Source organism: Dorea sp., assembly GCF_977044405.1.
Genome location: NZ_CDRRQK010000057.1, coordinates 1 through 7,435, shown reverse-complemented (window position 1 = coordinate 7,435; position 7,435 = coordinate 1). Strand labels below are relative to the sequence as shown.

Sequence of the window (7,435 nt, the reverse complement as noted above, 5' to 3'; positions counted from 1 at the left end):
ATCTGAACATACAAACTGAAAAACAGCCATATTCCCATCATCCGATAATTCTTCGCAATGAACATTCACTGTTCCATGAAAATGATTGTATTTAATCGCATTGGAAGAAAGATTCATTAAAACCCTGTTCAGATGTACCGGACTTCCAATCAAATATCTGTGGCGGATCGTGCTTGCTTCCACGCCGCCTTCAAATCTTACACCATTCTCATAAGCACTCATTGCAACAACAGTCAGATTATTACTTAACAATTCTACCAGATCAAAGGATTTATGTTCCAACACAAGGGAACCAGATTCCAGTTTGCTGATGTCCAGAACATTGTTGATCAGATCTTGCAGATAATCTGTGGACTGAAGTATCTTCTGCCCGCATTCCTGCAACTTAACCACATCATTGTTGTGTTTTTCAGCAATATGGATCATCCCCACGATTCCGTTTAGCGGTGTACGGATATCGTGGCTCATACGCCGGAGAAAGGCTGTTTTTGAAAGATTCGCGCGCTGAGCATCTTCCATACTTTCCTTAAGCTGTTTTTGATACATGAGTTCCCGTGATTTTTCTTCCGTAATATCTCGTGCGACATAAAGCACATCCACAACGTTTCCCTGTGCATCTCTGCTCTTTACAATAAATCTGGACAACCGCCATTCTCCGTTTGCGCCCATAAATTCAATCGAAACAGAATTCGTATTACGAAGTCTCTCTTCTAATGTATCAAAGTCAAGAAACTCCCGGTACTTTTCTCTCCCTTCCGGGGCGGCAAATGCTGTTGGAAGTCTTTCCATAACATCATCAATTTTCCCCTTTTGTCCAAGGATTTTTTGCACAAGGTCATGGCCTTTCAAAAGCTCATATGTCCGCTCGTTAACATTGGCTTGTACAATTGTTACATACAACGTAGCAATTGCGGAAATAATCTCTGTCTTCTTTGTTTCCTCATCAAGAGCCTTTTTCAACAGTACCGTACTTTTCAGATTTTCCCGCACACATCCAAGATGCCCGCCAACATCAGACAGCAGTGTGATGGAAATCTCATTCTGTCTCAAATCAGGATTATCTACCCCGATGAATCCATTCATCTGATGATTGGCATAAATCGGCACTGCAATCAATGAACATATTTCCTGGGTTTTTAACAATTCATATTCTTCCGGTTCAGAATCTTTTGTCGCTTCCAGATTATGAATCACGATTACTTCCTTGTTTTCAAATCGTTTTACCCAGTTTGGCATCAAACTGACCGGTATTGCCTGAAGGTTATCTATCTCTGGTGTCACTTCATCGGCACACCATTCAAATGTATTGCTCAGGCTGTCCTTCTGATCGGTTTCCCAGTCAAAAACATATACCCGGTCTGCCCCTGTATAGCTTCCAATTGCCTGCAGCAAAGAGTGAATGATTTCTGACAACTCCTGCTCATTTTCCACCTGATCCATAAGCGATATCTGATGCAGGATCGTATCCATGCTATGTAATTTTATTTGATAGAGTTCCTGTATATCTTTTGTTTTCATTTCCTATCCCCCTGTAGCCTTTATCACGATTCAATGACCTACGGTTCGATGCCCCCGCCGGATTTAATGCTTCTGATCGTCTTTTCCAATACCTTCATCTCAACAGGTTTTGAAACATGGGCATTCATACCGGCTACATCATAACGTACATCTGCTGCCTAATCCAGCAGATTCTTCTGTAACGTATCAATCAATTCTTCAATAATTATTGGCTTGGATAAGAATCCATCCATACCGCATTCCAGAACTTTCTTTCTGTCCTCATCAAAAGCATTAGCGGTCATGGCAAGAATGGTAATTCCCGACAGTGCCGGATCATCCAGCGCGCGGATTTGTTTGGTAGCCTCATATCCATTCATTACCGGCATCTGCACATCCATCAGTACCAGATCATAATCCTCCGGTATTGAATTTTTAATTTTCTCCACTGCCTTTGCTCCATTTTCTGCTGTATCAACCAGGAATCCATATTCTTTCAGAATTTCCACTGCAATTTCACTGTTCAGCTCATTATCTTCCACAAGAAGTATACGCCTACCCCTGAAACCTAAACCTGTTTCCGGAAGAATCTTATCCTCTGCCCGGGCCTGTTTCTGACCGATGGCAGCCATCAGAGTTTCCCTGATATCTGACATAAACAGAGGTTTGGCGCAGAATGCAGTCACCCCGGCAGCTCTGGCTTCTACTTCGATATCTGACCAGTCGTATGCCGTCAGGATAATAATCGGCGTATCATCACCGAGGCTGCGGATCTGGCGGGTAACTTCAATTCCATTCATATCCGGTAGACGCCAGTCGATGATATAAGCATGAAATGCATCCCCCAGTTCCATTGACTGTCGTGCACGGAGAACAGCCTCTTTACCTGAAACTGTCCATTCCGAACGCATTCCAACCCTCACAAGCATTTTTGTAACGCTGTCACAGGTATTGAAGTCATCGTCTACAACCAGTGCCTTAAGGCCCTCCAGCTCTACGATCTTCTCTATACGTTGGTGCTCAGACTGGATCCGGAATGGCAGACGGACAATAAATTCTGTGCCTTTGCCCTGTTCTGTCTGAACCTCAATGGTTCCGCCCATCATATCTACAATATTCTTGGTAATGGCCATGCCAAGTCCTGTACCCTGAGTCCTGCTGACTGTAGAAGTCCGTTCCCTCTCAAAAGGAGAAAAGATCTTCTGCACAAATTCCTGGCTCATACCGATTCCGTTATCCTTTACCCGAATCTCGTACAGTTCACTGCCTTTTACTGCCCCCGGATACTGTTTCAACCGGACAGAAACGGTTCCCCCTGCAGGTGTAAACTTAACCGCATTAGACAAGAGATTCAGCAGTACCTGGTTCAGTCGGGTCTTGTCACAGTAGACATCTTCATTTGTAACATCCATGACATCCATATAAAGTTCCAGCTGCTTCGCATGGATCTGTCCACTGATGATGGTCTTCAGGTCATGAAGCACATCCGACAGACTGACCTCTGTTTCTTCCAGATGGATCTTTCCACTCTCAATACGACTCATGTCCAGTATATCATTGATCAGTGAAAGCAAATGATTACTGGAGGAAAGAATCTTCCCCAGATAATCCCGGACCCTGTTTTTATCATCAATATTACTTACAGCCAGTGTCGTAAAACCAATAATCGCATTCATTGGTGTCCGGATATCATGAGACATATTGGAAAGAAAAATACTCTTTGCCCTATTTGCAGTCTCTGCCGCATGGACTGCCTCTGAGAGTGCCTGGTTCATTTTCCGATCCGAGGTACGGTCCGACATAACCAAGATATATTTCTTTTTTCCATTTATCTCACTGCCCATTGCAATGTTATGGAACCAGCGTTGTTCCCCTGTTTTCAGATGAACATATTCAAAATCCCATTCTCTCTGCTCATGAACCTGGATTTCTTCCAGATAATTTTTCTCTGGATCTTCATGTTCCTCTGGATGCAGTTTCCCCAGAACACAAATGTCTTTACGGATTTGTTCTACTGTAATACCCAACAGTTTTTCCACATTCGGGCTGACGTAATCTGCCTGATATGTTTTGGCATCCAGCATCAGAAAAACATCATCCACATTCATTGACAGCTTTTGAAACAGCTCGTCTCTGTACAGGATCTCTGTGTCTTTTCTCCTGAGGTTTGTTCTGCCTTTTTGAACAATAAGACTGATAAAGAATGCGGCGATACAAAGCACAACTGCTCCCACAAGGAGTATCGTACTACGCTGCAGACTGTTCATACTGGCATTGACAATATCTGCCTGGACAAGTCCCAGAAACATCCAGTCCTGGATATCCGATTTTTCATAGACCAGATAGTAATTCCTTTCATCCAGATTCAGCAGCATTGCATCGGTACATCCTGCTTTAAACTTCTCCGAAAGTTCATTGATTTCTTTTTCAGACATATCGGAATGCTCTCTTAGAACACCGAAGAAATTATACACGTTCCCCCATGCCTCAGAAGAATGATCAACCACAACACGGCCATCCGGATGAATAATAAAACTCTGGGCATTTCCATCGAAAGCAGAAATATCCAGTACATCTACGATATCAGAGTTTTCATAAGCAATGGCAATGGCATCATATTCAAATCCCTGATAAGTTCCGTGAGCCTTAGGAGTGGCAAAAACAAGTAGCTGGGATTTTCCGGGAACTGCTGCATTCGCAATAACATCATTTCCCTGCCGGATCTCCTCTTCAATATTTTCCTGTAATCCAAGGTACCCGGTTTCCCCTGTTGCCATCTTATAATTCCCGTCCACTGACAGAAAATAAAATTCTAAAAAGCCGGCATCTTCCTGCGCTTGCTTTATGTAATCACAAATATCATCTTCACTGGAGGTATTCTGCAGATTCTCTCCCCACATATGAAGATAGGTCAGATTCTTCTCTGTCAGTTCCCTCAGCATGTTATCAGACTGATGAAAAACTTCCGTCAGATGAGAAACACTTTCCTCATAAACAGTTTTCGATACAAATCCAAAATATCGGAAAACCATCAAAACAATTCCAAGAGAAACAGCTATAAGGACAGCTATCTTTACCCGTTTTCTCATGACATATTTCTCTCTTTTTGTATTATGATTCTTAACGTCCATTCTTCTCACCTCAAAGTCATATAGTCTTCAGGCTCTGCAAGAACGGCATTACCATCTGAAGCAAATCCTGTCCAGGTGTCTTTCACAGTGGTATCTTCTCCAGCAAGCACTATATTCTCCTCTGCCGGATAAGCTTCCATGTGTTTTGGTATCGCAAGACAGGTTACCGTGAAAGTATCATTGTCCTGAATTTGTTTTCCGTCCTTTGTAACTTTGCTCAATGTATAACCATCATCTGTTTCACTGATTTCCACAGAAATGCCACTGAGCACAGGCAGAGAGCCACGGTTAAACGGAATAAAACCTCCCTCATAGCCTTCTACAAAGTTTTTAACTGTCTCTTTCAGTTCGGCTCCGCTCATCTTGCTGCTATAAGCAGAAAGACCATTTGGCATGATCATGTCCCCTGCCATTTTTTCAGTATATCCGGCTTTCAGCACGTTTCCCGTAAAGCTGTTTCCGGTCGCGATCAGCACATCTGACCCATAGATGCTGCGCAGAGTGTTTGCCATAACAGAATATGTTGCATTTCCTCCACTGCTGTGGAAATGGTTGGAATAAGACTTCTGTGAATCCAATACCACTTTCTCAGAAGTGGATTCCTCCTCAAGAAGCTGGGTATTAAATGACTGATAAGCCTGCCCCGCATTGTATTCTCCTGAGATCATTTTAGACACCACATCCTTGGAAACAGAGAAGAAGTCATTTGACGCAATGCGGATATACATATGGTTTTCTTCGATCACAGGTTTCACATCTTTTAGATATTCCGTAAGCTTAAGATCCACATCCTGGCTGTAACTCAACAAATCCTGTCCATCACTAATAATCCTGTTCTGTGCATCCTCTGAAAGCATTGTACTCAATACCTTCATTGCTTTCTTTCGACGTGTCTCATCCTGCGTCAGATCGCGATTTAAAGCCACCTGGAAATATGGTGTAGTCATAATCCACTTTTCACCATTATCCTGAAAGAATGGAAGAAAAGTTGTGTTGATGCCCTGATCCTGAAACATTTTTACACCTGCTGAGCTGCCAAAGTACATGGCAAGCTTGCCACTTTGATACATCTCAACGATATCATCATAATTCCTGTCCAGATCATCCTGATTTAGCCCTATATCCTGGATAAACTGTTCCATCCGTTCAAAAGCCTCCGGCCAGACGGTATCGTCCAGACCTTCTCTCTTTGTACTTTCCGGGTCACTGTAGGTCATCCGCCACTTGCGTCCGTCTACAGAAGACAGCTCTGAAGCAGACAATCCCTGCAGTGTTTCCATACAGGTGTAATCATAATAATAGTCTGCAGTAAACCCACGGATTCCCACTTTGTCAAATGCCTGGCAGGCAGAAACAAAGCTTTCATAATCTGTTGGCAACGGGATATCATATTTTTCAAAAAGGTCTTTGTTCACTACAAAACCATGGGCATCTGCACATACCGGAAGCCAGTTTACGCTTCCATCCTCGTTCCTGAAATTGCTGAGATATGTATCATAGACAGCACCTGCCTCATTGGTTGTGGAAAGATCCATCAGGCTGTCTTTCAGCGGACTTGCATCATGCAGTGAAAAACGACAGCAGGTTATAATATCCGGCAATCCACCATTTTCATTCAGAAATTTGTAGAAATCCAGATCATTATTTCCTACGACAAATTCAACGTTGATATCCGGGAGCTGTTCCTGGATATACGGTGCATATTTTTCATACAGGCTTGTACTCCATAAGTACACCGTGATCGTTTCTGCATCTTCTTTTTCCGCACTCTTTCCGCCACAGCCTGACAAAAGTGATATAGCTGTCACCATCACTAAAGATACAGACAAAACCTTGCTCCATTTTTTCTTTTTCATTACAAGTCCTCCTAATAATTATTATAGATACGTCTATGAAATAACACCGAAAAAAGCACTGCCAGACAGACAGTGCACCTCATTTCATGTAACTGGCAGCCATTTTACAGGCCCTGTAGCTTTGCGTCCCAGACTTTCATCTGGTTTGCCGATTGTCCTTTTTAAACTTTTAAACTTATGCAAAAAAACTGATTTTATTATACTATAACGCTCTACTGTACACAAGAAAAACATTACCGTTTTAACGTTCAAAAACAAAAAAAGAACAGCTGATACATATACCGAACTGTTCTCCTACTTCCGAAGTCCACGCAACATTGACATTACTGTTTCCTGCTCATTTGTACTCAGATCGTTCCATATCCCTAGAACTTCTTTCTGTTTCTCTACATCCTGCAAGCCCAGATAAAACTAACACACAAAGACTAAGTAATAGTACTCTTTTCAAACTTATAATCCCTTTCCAAGTTCATATGCTTTCTTCATCACATCCGCATGACCAGCAGCTGTATTTGCAGCATCAATTCCACCGCCACTTACTATGCCTTTTAAGGATGCCTTTTCAAAACAGTCTACCCAGCCTTGCAGACCATTGTAGGCTTTTTCAAATGCACTTTCATCATTCTCAGCGGCAGTTGCAATCATATAAATATCTCTGAATGAATAATCTGTCGAATATAAAGGATTCAATCTATCAAGAAGTGTTTTCATCTGACCGCACATCTCATAGTAATAAATTGGTGTTGCATAGACAATGACCTCCGCATCCTTTACTTTTGCCATAATATCTGCAACATCATCCTTCAATACACACATTCCAGTCTTCTGACAGGAAAGACAACCGATACAATATTTTATATCTTTTCCTTTCAAAGAAAGAAATTCCACTTCATGCCCAGCTTCTTTTGCTCCCTTCGCACATTCATTTGCAAGTATATCAGAATTGCTGCC

At 42.3% G+C, this 7,435-nt stretch carries 4 protein-coding genes and 1 riboswitch; all 4 genes read right to left on the bottom strand.

The features are described from left to right. On the bottom strand, nt 1-1,518 hold a 1,518-nt coding region (locus ACWJAF_RS13865), incomplete at its 3' end, for a GAF domain-containing sensor histidine kinase (RefSeq protein ID WP_448864730.1). A gap of 158 nt (nt 1,519-1,676) precedes the next feature. Further along, entirely contained in the window at nt 1,677-4,628 is a 2,952-nt protein-coding gene (locus tag ACWJAF_RS13860; protein WP_448864728.1) for a response regulator, read from the bottom strand. A gap of 5 nt (nt 4,629-4,633) precedes the next feature. Continuing rightward, nucleotides 4,634-6,484 (bottom strand): extracellular solute-binding protein, encoded by a 1,851-nt coding sequence (locus ACWJAF_RS13855; protein ID WP_448864726.1) that lies wholly within the window; start codon nt 6,482-6,484, stop codon nt 4,634-4,636. A gap of 84 nt (nt 6,485-6,568) precedes the next feature. Further along, nucleotides 6,569-6,644, bottom strand: a riboswitch (cyclic di-GMP riboswitch). Nucleotides 6,645-6,934: 290 nt separating this feature from the next. Continuing rightward, nucleotides 6,935-7,435, bottom strand: a 501-nt coding sequence (locus ACWJAF_RS13850; RefSeq protein WP_448864724.1) for a flavodoxin family protein, incomplete at its 5' end; no start/stop codon positions are given.